Source organism: Sulfitobacter sp. HNIBRBA3233 (assembly GCF_040149665.1).
GTDB lineage: Bacteria > Pseudomonadota > Alphaproteobacteria > Rhodobacterales > Rhodobacteraceae > Sulfitobacter > Sulfitobacter marinivivus.
This window is the reverse complement of the sequence record NZ_JBEFLP010000002.1, coordinates 129,736-148,945: the sequence shown is the minus strand read 5'-3', so window position 1 is coordinate 148,945 and position 19,210 is coordinate 129,736. Positions and strand designations below refer to the sequence as shown.

Annotated in this window: 22 protein-coding genes and 1 pseudogene; 13 read left to right on the top strand and 10 right to left on the bottom strand. The window is 63.0% G+C overall.

The features are described from left to right. Positions 1–163 precede the first annotated feature (163 nt). Genes ABMC89_RS13965 through ABMC89_RS13935 form a run of 7 tightly spaced genes read left to right on the top strand, consistent with a single transcriptional unit; the run spans position 164 to position 6,011 of the window. Positions 164–832, top strand: a complete 669-nt coding sequence (locus tag ABMC89_RS13965; RefSeq protein ID WP_349568940.1) for a TetR/AcrR family transcriptional regulator — start codon at positions 164–166, stop codon at positions 830–832. A gap of 25 nt (positions 833–857) precedes the next feature. Further along, positions 858–1,919, top strand: coding sequence for a C4-dicarboxylate TRAP transporter substrate-binding protein (locus tag ABMC89_RS13960; RefSeq protein WP_349568938.1), 1,062 nt, complete (start codon positions 858–860; stop codon positions 1,917–1,919). Positions 1,920–1,922: 3 nt separating this feature from the next. Further along, entirely contained in the window at positions 1,923–2,483 is a 561-nt protein-coding gene (locus ABMC89_RS13955) for a TRAP transporter small permease subunit (protein WP_349568936.1), read from the top strand. Beyond that, positions 2,470–3,780, top strand: a complete 1,311-nt coding sequence (locus tag ABMC89_RS13950; RefSeq protein WP_349568934.1) for a TRAP transporter large permease — start codon at positions 2,470–2,472, stop codon at positions 3,778–3,780. Before ABMC89_RS13955 ends, ABMC89_RS13950 begins: the two co-directional genes overlap by 14 nt. A gap of 9 nt (positions 3,781–3,789) precedes the next feature. After that, the gene (locus ABMC89_RS13945) at positions 3,790–4,584 is read left to right on the top strand and encodes a cyclase family protein (RefSeq protein WP_349568932.1); all 795 of its coding nucleotides are present in this window, start codon (positions 3,790–3,792) and stop codon (positions 4,582–4,584) included. A gap of 3 nt (positions 4,585–4,587) precedes the next feature. Continuing rightward, positions 4,588–5,508 (top strand): fumarylacetoacetate hydrolase family protein, encoded by a 921-nt coding sequence (locus tag ABMC89_RS13940; protein WP_349568930.1) that lies wholly within the window; start codon positions 4,588–4,590, stop codon positions 5,506–5,508. Then, positions 5,505–6,011: an OsmC-related (seleno)protein gene (locus ABMC89_RS13935; RefSeq protein ID WP_349568929.1), complete on the top strand. Its 507-nt coding sequence runs from the start codon at positions 5,505–5,507 to the stop codon at positions 6,009–6,011. The genes ABMC89_RS13940 and ABMC89_RS13935 overlap by 4 nt, the downstream gene beginning before the upstream one ends. Here the strand turns inward: ABMC89_RS13935 and ABMC89_RS13930 are convergent, their stop codons facing one another. After that, the gene (locus ABMC89_RS13930) at positions 6,012–6,860 is read right to left on the bottom strand and encodes an HTD2 family dehydratase (RefSeq protein WP_349568927.1); all 849 of its coding nucleotides are present in this window, start codon (positions 6,858–6,860) and stop codon (positions 6,012–6,014) included. Between the two features lie 140 nt (positions 6,861–7,000). Here ABMC89_RS13930 and ABMC89_RS19090 point away from each other — a divergent pair. Further along, positions 7,001–7,093: pseudogene (locus ABMC89_RS19090) on the top strand (Stealth CR1 domain-containing protein); the annotation flags it as partial. Continuing rightward, entirely contained in the window at positions 7,094–7,987 is an 894-nt protein-coding gene (locus ABMC89_RS13925) for a stealth family protein (protein ID WP_349568925.1), read from the top strand. Here ABMC89_RS13925 and ABMC89_RS13920 read toward each other — a convergent pair. Genes ABMC89_RS13920 through ABMC89_RS13910 form a run of 3 tightly spaced genes read right to left on the bottom strand, consistent with a single transcriptional unit; the run spans position 7,984 to position 9,846 of the window. Continuing rightward, complete coding sequence (locus tag ABMC89_RS13920; protein WP_349568923.1) at positions 7,984–8,322, bottom strand: carboxymuconolactone decarboxylase family protein; 339 nt, start codon at positions 8,320–8,322, stop codon at positions 7,984–7,986. The two genes, ABMC89_RS13925 and ABMC89_RS13920, sit on opposite strands and share 4 nt — an antisense overlap. Before the next feature lie 10 nt (positions 8,323–8,332). Beyond that, positions 8,333–9,100 carry an amino acid ABC transporter permease gene (locus ABMC89_RS13915; RefSeq protein WP_349568921.1) on the bottom strand — a complete coding sequence of 256 codons (768 nt, stop codon included), beginning with the start codon at positions 9,098–9,100 and terminating at the stop codon, positions 8,333–8,335. 2 nt (positions 9,101–9,102) lie between these two features. Further along, a complete protein-coding gene (locus ABMC89_RS13910) occupies positions 9,103–9,846 on the bottom strand; it encodes an amino acid ABC transporter ATP-binding protein (RefSeq protein ID WP_349568919.1) in 744 nt (247 codons plus the stop codon). A 127-nt stretch (positions 9,847–9,973) separates the two neighbouring features. Between ABMC89_RS13910 and ABMC89_RS13905 the strand changes: the two genes are divergently transcribed. Together ABMC89_RS13905 and ABMC89_RS13900 are read left to right on the top strand one after the other, a co-directional pair. Continuing rightward, positions 9,974–10,750 carry a transporter substrate-binding domain-containing protein gene (locus ABMC89_RS13905; protein ID WP_349568917.1) on the top strand — a complete coding sequence of 259 codons (777 nt, stop codon included), beginning with the start codon at positions 9,974–9,976 and terminating at the stop codon, positions 10,748–10,750. A 69-nt stretch (positions 10,751–10,819) separates the two neighbouring features. Further along, a complete protein-coding gene (locus ABMC89_RS13900) occupies positions 10,820–12,208 on the top strand; it encodes an MATE family efflux transporter (RefSeq protein WP_349568915.1) in 1,389 nt (462 codons plus the stop codon). Here ABMC89_RS13900 and ABMC89_RS13895 read toward each other — a convergent pair. Together ABMC89_RS13895 and ABMC89_RS13890 are read right to left on the bottom strand one after the other, a co-directional pair. Continuing rightward, positions 12,205–13,449, bottom strand: a complete 1,245-nt coding sequence (locus ABMC89_RS13895; protein ID WP_349568913.1) for a vWA domain-containing protein — start codon at positions 13,447–13,449, stop codon at positions 12,205–12,207. The two genes, ABMC89_RS13900 and ABMC89_RS13895, sit on opposite strands and share 4 nt — an antisense overlap. Further along, a complete protein-coding gene (locus ABMC89_RS13890; protein WP_349568911.1) occupies positions 13,446–14,552 on the bottom strand; it encodes an AAA family ATPase in 1,107 nt (368 codons plus the stop codon). Before ABMC89_RS13890 ends, ABMC89_RS13895 begins: the two co-directional genes overlap by 4 nt. Positions 14,553–14,775: 223 nt before the next feature. On the opposite strand from ABMC89_RS13890, the gene ABMC89_RS13885 reads away from it, so the two are divergent. Then, a complete protein-coding gene (locus ABMC89_RS13885; protein WP_349568910.1) occupies positions 14,776–15,813 on the top strand; it encodes a Fe(3+) ABC transporter substrate-binding protein in 1,038 nt (345 codons plus the stop codon). An 86-nt stretch (positions 15,814–15,899) separates the two neighbouring features. On the opposite strand, the gene ABMC89_RS13880 is transcribed toward ABMC89_RS13885, so the two are convergent. Continuing rightward, on the bottom strand, positions 15,900–16,370 hold the full coding sequence (locus ABMC89_RS13880) for a Dps family protein (protein WP_349568908.1): 471 nt from the start codon (positions 16,368–16,370) through the stop codon (positions 15,900–15,902). A 190-nt stretch (positions 16,371–16,560) separates the two neighbouring features. Here ABMC89_RS13880 and hmuQ point away from each other — a divergent pair, with 190 nt between their 5' ends. After that, complete coding sequence (hmuQ, locus tag ABMC89_RS13875) at positions 16,561–16,872, top strand: heme-degrading protein HmuQ (RefSeq protein WP_349568906.1); 312 nt, start codon at positions 16,561–16,563, stop codon at positions 16,870–16,872. Here the strand turns inward: hmuQ and gph are convergent. Genes gph through ABMC89_RS13860 form a run of 3 tightly spaced genes read right to left on the bottom strand, consistent with a single transcriptional unit; the run spans position 16,857 to position 19,209 of the window. Further along, complete coding sequence (gph, locus tag ABMC89_RS13870) at positions 16,857–17,516, bottom strand: phosphoglycolate phosphatase (protein WP_349568904.1); 660 nt, start codon at positions 17,514–17,516, stop codon at positions 16,857–16,859. The two genes, hmuQ and gph, sit on opposite strands and share 16 nt — an antisense overlap. Continuing rightward, entirely contained in the window at positions 17,516–18,685 is a 1,170-nt protein-coding gene (locus ABMC89_RS13865) for a M20 aminoacylase family protein (protein ID WP_349568902.1), read from the bottom strand. The genes gph and ABMC89_RS13865 overlap by 1 nt, the downstream gene beginning before the upstream one ends. A 2-nt stretch (positions 18,686–18,687) precedes the next feature. Further along, entirely contained in the window at positions 18,688–19,209 is a 522-nt protein-coding gene (locus ABMC89_RS13860) for an L-2-amino-thiazoline-4-carboxylic acid hydrolase (protein ID WP_349568900.1), read from the bottom strand. Between the last annotated feature and the right edge of the window lies 1 nt (position 19,210).

The window sequence follows — 19,210 nt, the reverse complement described above, 5'->3', positions numbered from 1 at the left end:
TCCGATTCGCACCACTGCGCCGGATGCTGCGCGGTGACGTCCCTTAATTTTCCATCCTTCTCAAACCCTTGACCGCTTGCCGCGCTGCGGCGGTCAATTTTATTGACGCGAGGGCAGTCTCAATGTCTCCTGACTGAGCGATCAGTCAGCCACGGAGGATGCTGTGGGAGCCGCAGAAAAACGCCCGCGAGAGGACGGTGTCGAAGACAGCCGCTATGCCGCGATCCTGAACGCGGCAGAGATCGTTTTCGCCAACGAAGGCTTCAAGGGGGCCAGCCTGCGTGAAATTGCGCGCCGCGCGGAGGTGGCGCAGGCCCTGATCCACTACCACTTCGAAACCAAGGAAAAGCTGTTCGAAGCGATGGCCGCGCGTCAGGCCGTGGCGATCAACGATGCGCGGGGTCGGATGCTCGACAAGGTGCTGGCCTTTGCGGACCCGCAGCTTGAGCCTCTGGTAGAGGCGCTGTTCCGGCCCACCATCGAGAAAGGGCAGGACATCGCGATGCAGGGCGGCGGGTTCTCGCGGATCCTTGTCTCCATCGCCAATTCGACCGACCCGCGCGATCGCGCCTATACCGAACGCTATTACGATCCCATCGCACGGCGTTTCATCGCCGCACTGGAGAGGATCGAGCCGCAACTGGGCCGCAAGGACGCGGTCTGGGCGTATATGTTCTCGATCGGGGTGGGGATGATGATGATGGCGCAGACCGGACGCTCCACCCGCCTGTCGGACGGGCAATGCGACGACAGCCAGATCGAGGACATGCTGGCGGAAATCATCACCTACGTCTGCGGCGGCATCCGCGCACTGGCACATAAGGAAGACTGAAAACCATCTTTTGGGAGGAAGATACATGAGACATTTCATCATCGCGGCGGGGCTTGCCCTTGCCGCAGGCACGACAGCGACACCCGCCAGCGCCGAGGAGATTTCGGCAACCGTGGTGGCCGGTCACCCGCCGGTTTTCCGCTGGGTGAAACACACCGCCGAAACCTTCATACCGGCGGTCAATGCAGCGCTGGAGGGCACCGACTACACCATCGAGTGGTCCGAACAATACGGCGGATCGCTGGCCAAGGTCGGCGACGAGCTTGAGGCTGTCGAAGAAGGGCTGGCCGAGATCGGCCTTGTGTCATCGCTCTTCGATCCGGCCAAGATGGGGCCGCAGAACATTACCTATTTCACGCCTTTCGTATCGTCCGACGCGACATTGGTGGGCCAGTGGATGGACGATCTGCAATCCACCAACGACATCATGCAGGCGCGCTGGGAAGAGAACAATCTGAAGTACCTTGGCGCCGCCATCGGCATTGACGACTACCTTCTGATGACGAATTTTCCCGTCGAAAACATTTCGGACCTCGAAGGGCGCAAGATCGGTGCGCCGGGGCCTGCGGTGAACTGGCTGAAAGGAACCGGGGCGGTCGGCGTGTCCGGCAACCTGACCACCTACTACAACGAGATCAAGACAGGGGTGTACGATGGCGTGATCGTCTTTGCCTCGGCGGCTCTGCCCGGCAAGCTTCACGAAGTGGCCCCCTATATCACCCGCGTCGGTTTCGGCGCGCAATACGCGGGCGGGCTGGCCGCGAACCTTGACTGGTACGAGGGGCTGGATCCCGTGGTGCAACAGGCCCTCATCGACGGGGCGAAAGCATCGCGCATTGCCTATCATCAGGATCTGGACGCCTCCGTGTCGAAGTTCCTTGAAATGATGGAATCGCAGGGGGCAACAATTACCGAGGTCAGTGCGGATTTTCGCAAAGAATGGGCGGACGGCATGGATAACGTCGCCCTCGCCTTTGTCGAGACGTTGAACAGCGCCGGTCTGGACGGGACGGCGGTTCTGACGAGCTACATGGATACGATGCGCGCCGCAGGGGCCACGCCCGTGCGCGACTGGGACAAGGAATAGGGCTTGTCCGGCGCATCCGACACATCCGGTCTCCTGTCGCGGCTGCGGCAGGGGATCGACGCGTTGACGCTGGCGCTGAATGTCATCGGGACGTTGATGATCGTCGCGGTGATGCTTTTGGTGAATGCCGACGTGATCGGGCGGGCGGCTTTTTCCAGCCCGATCGCGGGCGTGCCGATGATGGTGTCGATGTCCATCGTGGCAATCGTTTTCCTTCAGGTGGCACAGGCGTTCCGCATGGGGCGCCTGACGCGGTCCGACGCTCTGCTCGGCGCACTGGCGCGACGGTTCGCCCGGGCGCGCAGCGCGGTGGAGGCGCTGTTCTGCGCAGCCGCGATTTTCATCATGGTCGAGCTTTTGCGCGCGTCCGCCCCCCTGTTTGCAAAGGCATGGACGCGGGGCACTTTCGAAGGGACCATCGGCAGCTTCACCGCACCGATATGGCCGGTAAAGCTCATCATCCTGATCGGCAGCACCGCTCTGATCGTACAGCTGGTGATCTCCGCAATTGTTGCGATCTGCGAAACAGTAGCACCCCGAAAGGCCCCCGATGGAAAGCTTTGATGTCGGCCTTCTGTCACTGGGTGCGATGGTCATCCTTGTCTACGCCGGACTGTGGGTGCCCTTCGCGCTGATGCTGTGTTCCTACGTCGGCGTTTGGATCATCAAGGGCTCTCCGGTGCTGGCGGGCAAATTGCTGGCGCTGGCGGCGTCCGAGACGATCAGCAGCTATTTCTTCGGGGTGGTGCCGCTGTTCGTGCTGATGGGATATGTGGTGTCGGTCACGGGGATGGGGCGCGACGCCTTCGATGTGGCAAACCATCTGTTCCGCAAACTGCGCGGAGGGCTGGGTGTCGGCACGGTCGGCGCAAATGCCATCTTTGCCGCGATCACCGGCATCTCCATCGCCTCGGCGGCAGTCTTCACACGCATCGCGGTGCCGGAAATGGTGCGCCACGGCTATACCAAGCAATTCTCCGTCGGGGTGGTGGCGGGCAGTTCGGTGCTGGGCATGCTGATCCCGCCCAGCCTGCTGCTGATCCTCTACGGTCTTCTGACGGAACAATCGGTGGGGGATCTGTTCATCGCCGGGATCATTCCGGGCATCCTGCTGGCGATGATCTTTGGCGGAGGCGTGCTGCTGATGGCGCGTTTCTTTCCGCGCTTCGTGGGCGAGAATATTACCCCGCCCGATGACATCGACCCGCTGACGGCACGCGAGCTGATGGTCAAGGGAGTGCCCATTGTCGCGCTGATCGCGCTGGTTCTGGGCGGCATCTACGGCGGTCTCTTCACCCCGATCGAGGCCGGTGCGGTCGGCTGTCTTGGGGCCATCGTGATCGGCCTTGCGCGCCGGCAGCTTTCGGCCCGCGATTTCTGGCAGGTGCTGACCGATACGGGACTGGTGACCGCCTCGATCTGTTTTCTGATCATCGCGGCACAGATGTACAGTCGGATGCTGGCGCTTTCGGGGCTGCCTGCGGGTTTCGGCGATTATGTCGCCACCGCCGAGATCGGCTACTGGGGCATCATCCTCGCCTATGTCGCGCTGGTAATTGCCATGGGCACGATCCTGGACAGCTCATCGATCATGCTGATCCTCGTCCCGCTGATGCTGCCGGTGGTGTCAGGCATGGACGTGAACCTGATCTGGTTCGGCGTCGTCACCGTGATCGCGGTCGAGATCGGGCTTCTGACACCGCCCTTCGGCATCTCGGTCTTCGTCATCAAATCCGCGCTGAACGACGACAGCATCACCCTTGGCGATATCTTCAGGGGGGCCGCGCCCTTCGCGCTGATGATGGTGTTCGTTCTGGCGCTCGTTCTCGCCTTCCCTTTCCTCGTGACCGCACTGCTTTAGGAGACTTCCATGCCCCGTCGCTTCATCGACATTTCCGTCGCCCTCGAGGCCGATATCGTCTCGGACCCCGAGATGATGCTGCCCCAGATCGAGTATCTGGACCACTCCGTCACCGCCGGTCAGGTGGCCGCCTTCTTTCCGGGACTGGAAAAAGAACAGCTGCCGGATGGGGAAGGCTGGGCCATCGAGCGGTTACAGATCGCCACCCACAACGGCACCCATCTGGATGCGCCCTACCACCACCATTCGACCATGAACCGCCGCCTGACCGAGGGCGGCGAGCCTGCATGGAAAATCGACGAGGTGCCGCTGGAATGGTGCATGAACCCCGCCGTCAAACTGGACTTCAGACATATGGAGGACGGCTATATCGTCACCCCGGGCGATATCGAGGCCGAACTGAAGCGCATCGGCCACGACCTGCGGCCGCTCGACATCGTGGTGGTGAACACCTCCGCCGGCGAACGCTACGGGCAGGACGACTACCTGATAAAGGGCTGCGGCATCGGGCGCGATGCGACGCTGTGGATGCTTGAACGCGGGGTCCGGGTGACGGGCACCGATGCCTGGTCGTGGGATGCGCCCTTTCCGCTGACCGCCAAGCGCTGGCTGCAGGATCACGATCCGTCGATCATCTGGGAAGGTCACCGCGCCTCGATCGAGATCGGCTATTGCCACATGGAAAAGCTGTCGAACCTCGACACCCTGCCCGACCACGGATTTGAAGTGTCCTGCTTTCCGTGGAAAATCAAAGGTGCAAGCGCGGGCTTCGTGCGCGCCGTCGCCATCATCGAGGAGGACTGAGACATGCGACTGGCCACGGTAAATAACGGCACATCCGATATTCTTGTCGCCGATCTGGGCGAGGGGCACCTTCTGGACCTCTCCGCCGCCGCGGGCGGCACCGAAGAGGCGCTTTTTTCCATGCAAGCGCTGATCGAAGGCGGCGAAGAGGCCCTGGCACGCGCCCGCGAACTGGTCGAGATCGCGCCCCACCCTGCACGGATCGCCAGCGCCGACGTCAGTTTCCGCGCGCCCCTGCCCCGGCCTGTGCAGATGCGGGACTGTCTGGTGTTCGAAGAACACCTCATCAACTCTTTCGAGCGGGCGACCCAGATGACCGGCAAGGAATTCGCGATCCCGGATATCTGGTACAAACAGCCGATCTACTACAAGGCCAACCGGTTTTCGGTGATCGGGGACGGACAGGACGTGCGCTGGCCTGCCTATAGCAAGCAGATGGATTTCGAACTGGAACTCGCCATCGTGATCGGCACCGGCGGATGCGACATCAGCGCCGAAGACGCGCCGAAGCACATCTTCGGCTACACGATCTTCAACGACATGAGCGCACGGGACGCGCAGATGCTCGAAATGCCCGGGCAGCTTGGCCCCGCCAAGGGCAAGGATTTCGATACCGGCAACATTCTGGGCCCCTTCATCGTCACGGCGGATGAAATCGCCCACCCCGTCGCGCTCGATATGGAGGCAAAGGTGAACGGCGAGGTCTGGGGCGGCGGCAATTCGGGCGCCATGCACCACAGCTTTGCCGATATCATCGCGCATATCTCGGCCTCGGAAACGCTCCACCCCGGCGAAGTCATCGGGTCCGGCACCGTCGGCACCGGCTGCGGTCTGGAACTGGGGCGGTTTCTGGAAGACGGCGACGTGATCGAACTGACGGTCGAGCGGATCGGAACACTGAAAAACAGGATCGTGAAATCATGAGCGACACTCCCAACGCGGGCCTGCCGCCGCAGGCAGAGGTCGTATTCGACTGCCACGGTGATGCCACGGGCAAGATGCGCAACGATCTGGTTGTGCACATGCGCGAACCGATGCTCGAAGGGCCGTTCGAGCTGGCCACCGACGAAGGCCCGTTTCACGGCGGCGACGCCAGTGCGCCTCCGCCGCTTGCGTTGTTCGTGGCGGGGCTGACGGGCTGCATCATGACCCAGATCCGCGCGTTCGCCAAACGACTGGACGTGACGCTGGACGACCTGTCGGTGGACTGTCGCGTGGCGTGGGACTGGACCGCGAAGGGCCGTATCTATGAAACCGCGCCAAAGAGTTTCGAGATTGATGTCGATATCACCTCGCCCGATGCGGAAGAGGCCGTAGTCGCGCTGATCAACGCCGCGAAGAAAGGCTGCTTTCTGGAGCAGACGCTGGGTGTCGCGAATACCATCAACCACCGCATGAAAACGCCGGATGGCTGGAAAGCCGGTTGATCAGAACCGCGCTTTTGCCTGCATCGCCAGACGCCCTTGCGGGGTAGCGGCGGCAAGGGTTACCTCATCCCCTTCGGTGCGGGCGTGAATGTTGAAGGGTGCGGTGTCGAACAGCGGGCTCATCGCGCGGAAATCGAACGCTAGGGGCGCGCGCCCCATCACCCTTTGGGCAAGATCCACAAGCAGCGTGGCGATGAGCGGGCCATGCACCACCAGACCGGCGTGCCCTTCGACACCGGTTGCATAGTCGCGGTCGTAGTGGATGCGATGGCCGTTGAAGGTCAGCGCTGAATACCGAAACAGCAGAACCTCGGACGGTGTCACCGTTTCGACCGTCTCCCAGTCGTCGCCGATCTCGGGCGTGGGGGCAGCGGGCGGCGCATCCGGTCCGGAGTCTTCGCGGTAGACGATATCGTGCTCCTCCCAGAACGCGCTCTGCGCATTGCTCGCAACCTCGTGCCGGACGGTGACGAAACACAGCGCACCGCTGCGTCCCTGCTTGACCGCGACATCCTTGATCGTTGAGGTCTTGGTCGCCTCCGTTCCCAGAACAAGCGGTTGCGAAAATCCGAACCGCCCGCCTGCCCACATGCGCCGGGGCAGCGCCACGGGCGGCAGAAAGCCTCCCTTTGCGGGGTGCCCGTCACGGCCAAGCGCGCTCATCCGCGCGGTTTGCAGAAAATAGAGCCAGTGCCACAGCGGTGGCAGCGCATCCCCGTCACCGAGCCGCGCCTCGCGGTCCAGTGTCAATTCCATCCGGCGGGCGGGGCCTGCGTCGATCCTGTCCTGCGCCGTTTCACGCTTGCCGATCCAGCGCGACAGGGTTTCGGGGTCCAATGTGGCGGTCATTTCGCAGTCCCTTCAGGCAACCAGCGCAGCATCCTGCGTCCGGCCCCAAGCGTCAAGAAACAGAACGCTTTCGATGAATACGTGCCTTTCAGCGCCGATGTGCTATCTCACCCCGATGTGGTTTTTGGGGAGACCGATCCTTGCGCGATACATGGCAGGACAATCCGGTAGATGCAGTAGTGACATGGGTGGACGGAAATGCACCCGCCCATCGCGCCTTGCGAGAATGCTACATGGCGCAACACCTCGGCACCCTGTCTGAAAACGCCAGCAATCCGCACCGGTGGACCTCGAACGACGAAATCTATTATTGCCTGTCCTCCATCGTGCAGCACGCGCCATGGGTTCGCACGATCTGGCTGGTTGTCGACAATACCACACCCGATCTGGCCCGCCTTCCCGCGAGTGTGCGCGACCGGCTCGAGGTGGTCTACCACCACGAGATCTTCGGCGGTTTCGAACATGTGCTGCCGACCTTCAACAGCCTCGCGATAGAGACGATGTTGTGGCGCATCGACGGTTTGGCCGACCGCTTTCTCTATTTCAACGACGACGTCTTTCTTACCGGGCCATTGACGCCCGAGGACATGTTCGACGGCGATGCGCCGGTTCTGCGCGGCAGGTGGAGGGATCTCAGCGGTCTTCTGGCCGATCCCGCGGCGCGGGACGATCCGGCGTGTTTCCACGGCTTCATGCAGATCAACGCAGGGGCCATGGCAGGCCAGCCCGCCGACCGGATCTTTGCGCCCGCGCATGTGGTGCATCCGATGCGGCGGTCGGTGATGGCGCGGCTTTTCGCACAACACAGGCAGGCGTTTCTGGACAATATCGGCCACCGTTTTCGCGATCTGGACCAGTTCCTGCCACAGGCGCTGCACAACCACATCCTGATTGCCGAAGACGCCGCGCGACAGGCCGCAGCGACCGACCATCTGCATATCCGCAGCGGTCAGGGGCGCGGCGGCAGCGGCGAAGATGTCCGCGCCCTGCTGACGCCGGACGCGCTGTCGGGCGTGAAATTCCTGTGCGTGAACGATCTGCCGCAGCTCGAAGAGGTTTTACCGGACGCGCGCAGCCTGATCGCACAGGCCATCGGCCAGCCCGACAGCAGCGTCATCGCCGCCTAGCCGGCGGCGAATTCGTCGTAAGCCTCGAGCGCCTTGGCGCCGAAGGCGATGGATGGCCCGCCGCCCATGTAGCCGATCATCTCGAGCGCCTCGCACATCTCTTCACGGGTCAGGCCGAGGCGCACCAGCGATTTGACATGAAAGCCGATGCAGCTGTCGCAGCGCGTCGAGATCGCGATGCCAAGCGCGATCAGCTCTTTGGTCTTTTCGTCCAGCGCCCCCTCGCGTTTTGCCGCGCGGCCCATGGTGGCAAAGCCCTCGAACATGCCCGGTGCCTCGCGGTGCAGCTTGCCCATGCGGGAGTTGGTTTCGTCCAGAAAATCTTTCCACTTCATCGCGGTCTCCTCAGCGGCTTTCATCTGCGCCCATCCGGCGTTCCAGCCAGCGCACGAAAAAGCTGATCGCGAGCACCAGCACGAGGTATTCGAGGATCAGCAGCGTATAGATTTCAAGCGGGCGGTATTCGGTCACCACCAGTTCGTTGGCGCGGCGTGTCAGCTCCTGCATCCCGATGACCGAGGCAAAGGCGCTCACCTTGACGATATAGATGAACTGGTTCGCCAGCGGCGGCAGAATGCGCCGGATCGCCTGCGGCAGGATGACATAGCGCATGGTCTGGCGATAGTTCAGGCCGATGGTTTTCGCGGCTTCGGTCTGGCCCTTGGCGATGGACTGGATGCCCGAGCGGTAGATTTCGGCGGTAAAGGCGCTGTCGGAGATCGCCAGCGTGATGATCGCGCCCCAGAAGGCATCGATTGTCACCTGAAAGCCCATTGATTTCAGCACAACAGGCAGCCCGTAGAACACCCAGAACAGCATCGGCAGAAGAGGGATCGCGCGGATGAACTCGATATAGATGCGGCTGGGCAGGCGCAGCCAGCGGTTCGCCGACATCCCCGGCAGGGCCACCAGCAACCCGATGACCATCGACAGCACGGCTGCGATGACCGACAACAGGATCGTGTTGCCGAACCCGTTCAGCAGAAAGCGGACGTTGGACAGGCCCTTGGGGGTGGTGGGGTCGATCACGTACCAGCCCCAGTTTCCCCCCGAACAGCCCGCGAGAAGAACCAGAGCGCCCAGCGCAATCAGCGTGGAGATTTTCAACGGCATCCTCAATGTCTCAGGATCTGGTTCAGGAAGGTGCGGCAGCGCTCGGTCTTGGGCCGCTCGAAGAAATCCCCGGGCGTGCCGGTTTCGACCACGGCGCCCTGATCCATGAAAACCATCCGGTCGGCGGCACGGCGGGCAAATCCCATCTCGTGGGTGACCACGATCATGGTCATGCCTGAATTCGCAAGATCAACGATCACGTCCAGCACCTCGGCAATCATTTCAGGATCCAGCGCCGAGGTCGGCTCGTCGAAGAGCATGATCTTCGGCTCCATGCACAGGCTGCGGGCAATGGCGACACGCTGCTGCTGGCCGCCTGACAGGGCGCTGGGTTTCTTGTCGGCCTGTTCGGGGATGCGCACCCGTTCGAGGTATTTCATCGCCCGTGCCTCGGCCTGCGATCGCGACAGCCCGCGTGCCTTCATCGGACCCAGCGTGAGGTTCTGCAATATCGTGAGATGCGGAAACAGATTGAACTGCTGGAACACCATCCCGACTTCGGACCGGATCGCGTCGATCGAACGCGCGTCGCGCAGCTCTCTGCCGTCCACGGTGATGCGGCCCTTGTCGTGCCGCTCGAGCGCGTTGACGCAGCGGATCAGCGTGGACTTCCCTGATCCCGACGGCCCGCAGACCACGATGCGTTCGCCGTGCCCCACCGTCAGGTCGATGTCGCGCAGCGCGTGGTAGTCGCCAAACCACTTGTTGACGCCCTCGATCTGGATCGCAGCCTCTTGATCGGACATGGACGCCTCCCCCGTGAGGTGCTTACAATAGACATAGCTTGCCCAAGGGCCAGTCGGGATTACCTTCTGGCGGGTGAAAACAAGGTCACACCAAGTGACTATTATTCGACTCCACAGGGGACAACATATGAAATTCTTGAAAAAACTCGGCCTTGCGGTCGGTTTTGCCGCATCCGTTGCGGCGGCTCCGGCGGTCGCGCAGTCCGCGCTGAACGATATTCTCAGCAATGGCGTGCTGAAAGTCGGCACAACCGGCGACTGGAACCCGATGACGATGCGCGATCCCGCGACCAATACGTTTCAGGGCTACGACATCGACATCATGACCGAACTGGCCAGCGATCTGGGCGTTGAACTCGAGATGGTGCCGACCGACTGGAAAACGCTGGTAAACGGCGTTGTCGCGGGCAACTACCACATGACCGGTTCCGCCTCTATCAGCCCCGCACGGCTGAAGGCCGCAGGCTATTCCAGCAGCTACACAGCGGTCGAGATGTTCCCCTTCACCACCGAGGACAAGCTCGAAGCCTACAGCGGCTGGGACAGCATCAACACACCCGAGACCAAAGTCGCAACCACTCTGGGCACGTCCTTCGAGGCGATGGTGCGCGAATGGTTCCCCGATGCCGAGATCATCGTCGTAGAGGCGCCCGCGCGCGGCTTTCAGGAGGTTCTGTCGGGCCGCGCGGATGTGTTCATCACCTCCAACATCGAAGGGTCGACCCTGCTGCAGAAGTTTCCCAACGTCCGCCAGATCGAGGTAACCGAGGCGCGCGCGCCCACGCCGATCGCGATGCTGCTGCCCCAGGACGATCAGGTCTGGATCAACTATGTGAACAGCTGGATCGAGCTGAAACGGACCCAAGGCTTCTTCGAGGAAGTGGCCCTGAAATGGGGTCTGTGATGCTCTCGGCATAACACCCATGCAGGGCGCCTTTCACCGAAGGCGCCCTTTCTTGTTCAAGAGGCTGCGATGATCGACGAAGATCTGACCCAAGGTCCGCTCAGCGGCCATTTCCGCCGCCTTGCGCTGCCCGCGGCGGTCGGGATGCTGTTTTCCACGCTCTACAATGTGGTCGATACCTTCTACGCAGGCTGGTTCGGCACCGAGGCGCAGGCGGGCCTGTCCGTGGGATTTCAGGCATTCTTCATCCTGCTGGCCATCGGGTTCGGCACATCGTCATCGCTCAGCGCGCTTGTCGGCAATGCCAAGGGCCGCAAGGATGCCGCCGACGCGCGCCATCTCGCGGCGCAGGGGCTCAGCTTTGCCGTGCTGGCCACCGTCGCGATGATCCTTGTGGCGATCCTCGCAGGTCCGTCCCTGATCGCGCTGGTGTCCGAACCCGGTGCCTACCGCGACGCCGGAGAGCGCTATTTCGGGGTTCTGATCTTTTCCCTGCCCGCCTTTATCATCGGCTACGGGTCGAACGGCATCCTTCAGGCGCGCGGCGACACACGGTCCTTGCAACGCGCGCTGGTGGTCGCCTTTTTCGTCAACGTCGGTCTGAACCCGCTTTTGATGTACGGGATTCCCGGCGTGGTGCCCGGGATCGGCTTTAACGGCATCGCGCTGGCCACTGTCATCAGCCAAAGCTGCGTCGCGGTGTTCATCCTGTCGCGGGTGTTCGGGCGCAACGTGATGAAAGACCTGCGCGCCCGCGAATTCGTCCCGCAGCTTGCGAGATTCCGCGAGATCGCGGCGCAGGCCTTTCCGGCGGGTTTTGCGCTGCTCGTCACGTTCTCCAGCGGCTTTATCGTTCAATACGCGCTCAAGGATTTCGGCGAGGCGTCGATCGCATCCTTCGGCATTACCATGCGGATAGAGCAGCTGTTCCTGCTGCCCGCATTGGGGATCACCATATCGCTGGTGCCCATCGCCGCGCAAAACTACGGGGCCGGCTATCACGCGCGGGTGCGCGCGGCGTTCCACCGCTGCTGGATGCTGGGCGGCGTGATGACGGCACTTGCCTTTCCGGTGCTGTGGTGGGGCGGAGCGGCGGCGGCTTCTGTCTTTTCCGACGATCCCGAAGTGATCCGCATCACCGCCCTGTTCCTGAAGGTAGAGGCGGCGATCCTGCCGCTCTATGTCGTCCTGTTCTCAATCAATTCGCTTTTGCAGGCCCTGAAGAAGGCAAGCTGGACGATGTGGATCGGCATCTACCGGCAATGGATCGGGATCGCCTTCTTTATCTGGCTCTTCACCGCCATCTTCGACGGCGGGTTGACGGGCGTGCGCCTTGGCATCGCCGCAGGCGTGGGAAGCGGTGTCTTGCTGTCGCTGGCCGTCGCCCTCTACGTGGCGCGCACGCGGATCGGCGGGCTGGTACCCGCGCGCGATGCCGCCGGGGCGGAACCGGTCTAGGCCGACAGGTCGATCACCTGCCCGAAGGGGGGTGCCGCGACCTGCGGCCTGTCTGCCGCCCAGATGACGCGCAGATTGCGCGGCGCGGGGCCGGCATCGCCCTCGAGATCGGTCAGGATCACCAATGCCGCCGCCCCCAGCGCACGCGCTTCGGCAATGACGGGCGGAAAGGCGGTGCCGCCGCCGCGCGGCAGGTCGGGCAAAGGCATCTGGCTTGCGGCAGGATCAAGCCGCGCTCGGTGACGGATCGCATCGTCGAAAACCATCAGGTGCACTTCGGCGCGCATCCGCCGCGCGATCCCGCTGACCTCGGCCCAGAACAGCGACAGGCGGGCGTTGTCCACGCTGCTGGAGGCATCGACCGCGATGGCGATGCGCGGCACGTCCGTCACCGGACGCCTGCCCGGCTCGAACCCCGGCACCGGCGTCCCCGCCCTGTCCGCCTGCGCCGCTGCAGCGATCCAGCGGCGGGCGGGGCGCGCGGGATGCACGCGCGGGGCCTGCATTACCGCCTGCGAGAGCAGCCTGCGCAGGATCACTTCCCACGGCACACGGGGCGCCGGAACATCGGCCAACCTGTGCCCTATCCGACCGATACCGCGCCCCGCCGCGCGGCCCGCATCCATCGCGCGCGTGATGTGCTGGCGCCAGCGCGCGCTGTCCTGTACATCGCCTTCGGCATCCGGATTGCCGGACTGCCGGTCGAGATCCTGCGCGAATTCCTGCGTCCGGGCGTAGTGTTGCGCGCGCCCCTCCTGTTTCTGCCCCTGCCCCTCACTGCCGCTGCTGGCCAGCGCAAAATAGAGCCGTTCCACATCCCACGCGCCCAGCGCTTCGACGCCTGACAGATCGTCGCCCCGCACCTCGCGCAGAAGGCCCGTCAGGGTCACCGCCGGACGCGGCAGGGCGTGATCGCCCGCCAGAACCGCCTCGTTCACCAGCGCATCGGCGGCGAGGTTGAAGAGCGCGTCATCGAATGCAGGCCCGAGCCGCGCGGCCAGCGCATCGGCCCGCGCCGAGTGGCGCAGCGCCACGTGCAGGATATGGTGGGCGGCCAGACCGCGTTGCTCATGCGCGGGCATGCCTTCGAATTCGGGCCCATAGGTGATCCGGTCTCCGGCGGTGGCGGTGCGCGGACCGTCGCGGTGAACGCACCACAGCGACAGCGCGGCAATGGCAGGGTCGTATTCGGCCAGCGCCTGTAGCGCAGGGGCCGCGCGGGCGGAGTGGACGTCGCTCACCCCCGGTCCCGGTCTGCCATGTAATCGGCATAGCTGCGCGAGGTGCGAAACGCCTCCTGCAACCCATCGGCCAGTGCTTTTTCGATCAGCAGTTCGAAACCGTAGGTCGTAAGTTCGGCGAGCGGCAGGCGCTGGAACTCGGGGTCGGAGCGCGCACTGGCGAGCGTTCGGATTTCGGCCATCACGTCGATTGCTGCGTCGATGGTATCGCGATCCGCGAGTGTGACCAGCGCATAGACCAGCGCCGTCAGCCCGTGCAGGCTGCGCGGATACAGCGCCAGCCGCGCGGCCTCGGTTTCTTCCAGCATCGCCTGTGCCTGAACGCTCGCCGCGATGTCATCGGCCACGAGGATGAACTCCGCCGCAGCAGCATCGCCCAATGTGCCCGCCAGCAGGACATCGCGCAGCGCCCGATCGTCGGTGGCGCGCAAGATCGCGCTTGCCCGTGCCCAGGACCGCGGCGTGCAGGCGATCATCTGGCCCCGGCGCAATGCCTCTTCGCCGGTATCGAGCAATTCGGGCCGTGTGCGGATGAATGCCGTGATCGCCGGATGCAGCCCCTGCGGAACCGCGTAGGACTTCAGCCAGTCCGACGCCTCGGCACGCAGGTTCAGGTGAACAAGCCGGTCGGACAATGCCGTTCCCATCTCGTAGGCCACGGCGCCATCGTCGACCATATTGCCCGCCGCGACGATAAAGGTGGCGTCCGGCAGGCGGTTCTGACCGATGCGCCGCTCTTGCAAAAGGCCGTAAACCGTTGGTTGCAGGGTCGGGGCCGCAGCGGTCAACTCGTCAAGAAACAGGATGGCAGGCGTGTCTTCCTGCGGCAGATCCTCGGGCGGATACCACACCGTACGCCCGGTCTGGTGGTCGTAGAACGGAAGGCCGCGCAAATCCTGTGCCTCGATCGTGGTCAGGCGCAGATCGAACAGGCGGCTGCCGGTTTCCTGCGCAAGCTGCTGAACAATCTCGGTTTTGCCGATGCCGGGACGGCCGTGCAACATCCACGAGGTGACAAGCTGCCCCGCCGCCTGCGCCGCATATCCCGCGCGCAGCGCGTCAAGCGCGCGACCGGCCGATACCGGAGTTGTGTTGACTGACATCGCAAGCGTCCCCCTCGGCAGGCAAGGTAACCCCACGGCGGGCCGTGGCAAGCGGTGGACCCGCGCGCAATCAGTCCCGCGTGCGGTTCGGCCAAACGGTTGTTTCGGCGCGCCGTCCAACGGATCGGCATCTTTTCTCCGACTAAAATGATCGGAAATCTTGCAATCCAGTACAGAATCGGTAATTGACTAAAACAGTCGGAATACAAACCAAGGAGTCACCATGACCCGTACCTCTTTCATCACCTCCACCGCAGTCGGTGCCCTTGCCCTTGCGGCGACCACGCTTGGCGCCGCCGCCGAAAACCATTCCGGGGAGGTCAATCTCTACTCTTCGCGTCACTATGATACCGACGAGCGGCTTTATTCCGACTTTACCGAAGCGACCGGGATCACCGTCAACCGGATCGAAGGCAACGCCGACGAACTGCTGGCACGCATGCAGGCCGAAGGCGCGAATTCGCCCGCCGATGTGCTGATCACAGTCGATACCTCCCGTCTGGCGCGGGCCAAGGAGGCAGGCGTTCTGCAATCCATCGACAGCGCCACACTCGAAGAGCGGATCCCTGCGAACCTTCAGGATGCGGACAACCAGTGGTTCGGCTTTTCCCAACGTGCGCGGATCATTTTTTACGACAAGCAGGACGTGCAGGATCCCCCGATGGACTACCTGTCTCTCGCGGACCCGAAATACAAAGGCCTTGTCTGCCACCGGTCTTCGACAAACGTCTACACCCAGACACTGGTCGCCTCGATCATCGAGAACCACGGCGAAGAAGCCGCACAGGACTGGGCCGAGGGAATGGTCGCCAACTTTGCGCGTGATCCCCAGGGCGGCGATACCGACCAGCTTCGTGCGCTCATCTCGGGCGAATGCGAAATCTCTGTCGCCAACAGCTACTACTTTGCCCGCGCCCTGCGCACCGATGTCAGCGGCGTGACCGAAAACATCGACCGGATCGAGTGGATTTTCCCAGCGCAGGACGCCGAAGGGGCGCATATGAACCTTTCGGGCGCCGGTGTCGCGGCAAATGCTCCCAACCGCGAGAACGCGATTGCCTTCCTTGAATATCTCGCCTCCGATCAGGCGCAGGAATACTTCTCGGCCGGAAACGATGAGTTCCCCGCCGTGCCCGGCGTCGAGAAGAGCGAAAGCGTCGCCAAACTGGGCGAGTTCAAGGCAGACGAGGTCAACCTGTCGGACGTGGCCGAAAACCTCGCAACCGCGCAGAAAATCCTGAACGCGGCAGGCTGGAAATAATCCGCCTCAGCTGACAGCCCCTGCTGAGAAACAAGAACGCCGGCCCAGACGGGCCGGCGTTTTTGTTGCGAACGGGCGCGCGGCGATCAGGCGAGATGCGCACGCATCATCCACGCAAATTTCTCGTGAACCTGCCCGCGTGCGATGCACAGATCCTCGGACAGGCTGTCGCCCGCCTCCGCCGACGTTTCAGCCGCGTCTGCCAGCGTCTTGGCAAGGGTTTCCTGCGCGCTGTGCATCATGGAAATCATTTCCTTGTCCGTGGCGTGGCCGTCGCTTTCCGCGACCTTGGAGCGTTCGAGCATGGTCGCAAGCCTGCCCTCGGCGTGGCCGCCCAGCGCGCGCACACGCTCGGCCAGATCATCCTGCGCGGCAAAGTGATCCTCGTAGATCTCCTGGAACAGCGCGTGCAGCGATCCGAACGCCATGCCCTTCACGTTCCAGTGAAAATTCTGCGCCAGCATCGTGGTTACCGCTGTTTCGGCAAGGCTTTGGTTCAGCGCATCGACAATCCGCGCCTGTGTGTCATTGGGCAGCGATTTTGCAGTCTCGGTCATTCCAGTCTCCTTCTCGTGCTGCGGCGACATCTGCCACCGCCGTTGCTCCTTGAGATACGGTTGATCCGGAAAATTCCAAGCCCAGTTTAGAATAATTCTAATACTTCGCGGATTCTTGCCTCGCCACCCTTTCCTTCCCGAGACGTTCGGCCCTATTGTCCAATCGATCCCATGACCGGAAGGACCGCCCATGTACCTCGCCATGAACCGCTTTACCGTACCCACCGGCAATGCAGACGCGTTCGAGGATTTATGGCTGGGCCGTGACAGCCATCTCAAGCAGATGGACGGCTTCGTTGCCTTCCATATGCTCAAGGGTGCGGAAAGCGACGGGGCGATCCTCTATGCGTCGCATACCGTTTGGCGCGACGAGGACGCCTTTCGCGCGTGGACCCGCAGCGATGCCTTCCGCGAAGCGCATAAAGGGGCGGGCGACACCCGCAAGCTTTATTCCGGAACGCCCGCCTTCGAGGGGTTCACGTCGATTCAGGAGATCACCTGAACCGCGCAGGCGTTCACGATATCAGGCAGACGGGCAAAGTCGTCGAAGCTGGCATCGCTGCGGATCTCTTCGACCGGTGATTTCCGGTATCCTTCGGTGAATAGCGCGAAGGGCGTCTCCGCCGCCTTGGCGGTTGCCGCGTCGACCTCGCTGTCGCCGACAAAGATCGCGGGCCCCTCGCCCAGAGCTTCCAGCGCCGCGCGCAGCGGTGCGGGATCGGGTTTGGACTGGGCCAGCGTGTCACCACCGATCACCACATCGAAAAACCGCGCCAGATCCAGATGCGCCAGCACGGCCCGACAGGGTGCTTCCGGCTTGTTGGTGCAGATGGCGAGCCGATGGCCGGCACCGTGCAGCACCTCAAGGCCCTCGACGACGCCCGGATAGATCGTGGTCAGGGAAACGGCGTCGTCGTAGCCCGCGCGGAACTGGGCGACCATCGCCGCGTGAAACGCATCGGGCAGGCCCAGCGCCGTGCGGGTACGGCGTACGAACACATCAACACCGTTGCCGATAAATTCCCGCGTCTGCGCAAGTGTTATCTCGCCCCCGCCCAACGCCGCGAGCACCTCGTTCATCAAGGCATGGATGTCAGGCGCGCTGTCGATCAGCGTGCCGTCCAGATCGAAAACGATGCGGGCCATCAGGTGATGGGCAACCGCTGCCGGACAAGCGTTGTCCAGTAGGAACAGCCCCAGGCGATCACATCATCGTTGAAGTCATACTTCGGATGGTGAAGCCCCGCCGAGGGGCCATTGCCGACATTGATCATCGCGCCCTGCACCTCGTTGAGCATGAAGGAAAAATCCTCCCCCCCGAGAGAGGCCGGCATATCGCGCGCAACCTTGTCTTCGCCCGCAACCTCGACCGCCGCAGCCGCTGCACGTTCGACACCCAACGGATCGTTCACGGTGACAGGATACATGCGGGTGTATTCCAGATGCCCCTTCGCCCCCTGCGCGGCACAGGTCTGTTCCACCAGTGTGCGCAGGCGGCCTTCGATGTGATCGCGCACCTCTTCGCGCAATGTGCGCACGGTGCCGGTGATCTCGATTTCCTGCGGGACCACGTTGAAGGCATCGCCCCCGTGGATCGAGCAGAGAGATACCACAGCGCTGTCCATCGGATCGAGGCTGCGCGAGGTCATGCCCTGAACCGCCTGTATCAGCGCGGCGGCGATGGGCATGGGATCGACCGTGGTGTGGGGCATGGCGGCGTGGCCTCCGACACCTTCGACCACGATCTTGACGGAATCGACCGATCCCATGATCGGACCCTCGTTGATGGTGAACTGCCCGACCGGCAGGTTCGGCCGGTTGTGCATGCCGTAGACTTCATCGCAGGGCCAACGGGTGAAAAGACCGTCCTTGATCATCGCGTCGGCGCCCGCGCCCCCCTCTTCGGCAGGCTGGAAAATGACCAGAACGCGGCCATCGAAGCTGCGGGTTTCGCACAGCTGCTTGGCGGCGCCCAACAGCATCGTTGTATGTCCGTCGTGCCCGCAGGCGTGCATCTTGCCGGGCACCGTCGATGCCCACTCCGCGTCCGTCTCCTCGTGAATGGGCAGCGCGTCCATATCCGCACGCAGCCCGATCGTACGGCCCGAGGTATTGGACCGGCCCATGATCACGCCGACAACGCCGGTTTGGCCGATGCCCTCGGCGACCTCGTCACAGCCGTAGGCGCGCAGGCGCTCGGCCACCGATGCCGCGGTGCGGTTCACATCATAGAGCAGTTCGGGATTGCGGTGCAGATCGCGGCGGAATTCGGTGAGTTCTGCAATATCCTTGGCGACCCAGTTCTCGACGGCCATGTTCAGCCCTCCTTTTTCATGCGGTAGCGGAAATCGCAGTGCGTCGCGCCCTTCATGATCGTCTGGGTGCGCGTCAGCTCCATGTCGGGGTTGTACCCGATGCAGAAATCCCCGTCGCGATTGCACGACAGAAGATGGCCGATATCGCCCAGTCCCATCTCGCGGTACATCTCGGAGTATTTGCAGCGGGTCACGTTGAAATCCATTTTCTCGTCGCTGACTTCCAGCGGTTCGATCTCGAGCGCGCCGCTGGCGCGCCACTGCGGCATGATCGCCTCGAAATCGTGGAAGGTGGGATCGCGGTCCTTCTCCTCGCGGTTGCGTTCGCGCAGCCCTGCGCCCTGTTCGATGGCCGAGCGTGAACATGTCTCGCCGATGACGGCCTCGGCTTCCTCGCGCCCCGACCGTTCGGTGATGACCTCAAGCACGTGCGCCAGCAGCATTGCCTCGATCTTGCGGCGCAGAAGGATCGGGATGTTGTGCAGATCGACTTCGGCGAATTCGGTGTTGGCTTGCTCGGACATG